At 50.5% G+C, this 212-nt stretch carries 1 protein-coding gene; it reads left to right on the top strand.

The genetic code is table 11. The features are described from left to right. Positions 1–62 precede the first annotated feature (62 nt). Positions 63–212, top strand: a 150-nt coding sequence (locus BB427_RS24780) for a hypothetical protein (RefSeq protein WP_217492899.1), incomplete at its 3' end; no start/stop codon positions are given.

Here is a 212-nt window from a genome sequence, read left to right as displayed (position 1 = left end):
CGACGCTCTTCCGATCTGTTGAACTTGTGTGAGTCGTTGGTAGTTTGCTCTAGTAAATAACCATGTGTGACGACGACGTTGCCGCTCTTGTTGTTGACAATGGATCTGGAATGTGCAAAGCAGGCTTTGCTGGCGACGATGCACCTCGTGCAGTTTTTCCATCAATTGTTGGTCGCCCTCGTCATCAGGGTGTAATGGTAGGAATGGGCGGG

The sequence above is a fragment of the Pseudoalteromonas sp. BMB genome (genome assembly GCF_001709235.1).
Taxonomy (GTDB): domain Bacteria; phylum Pseudomonadota; class Gammaproteobacteria; order Enterobacterales; family Alteromonadaceae; genus Pseudoalteromonas; species Pseudoalteromonas maricaloris.
The sequence above is the reverse complement of the archived record's forward strand: the minus strand, read 5'-3'. Positions and strand labels throughout refer to the sequence as shown.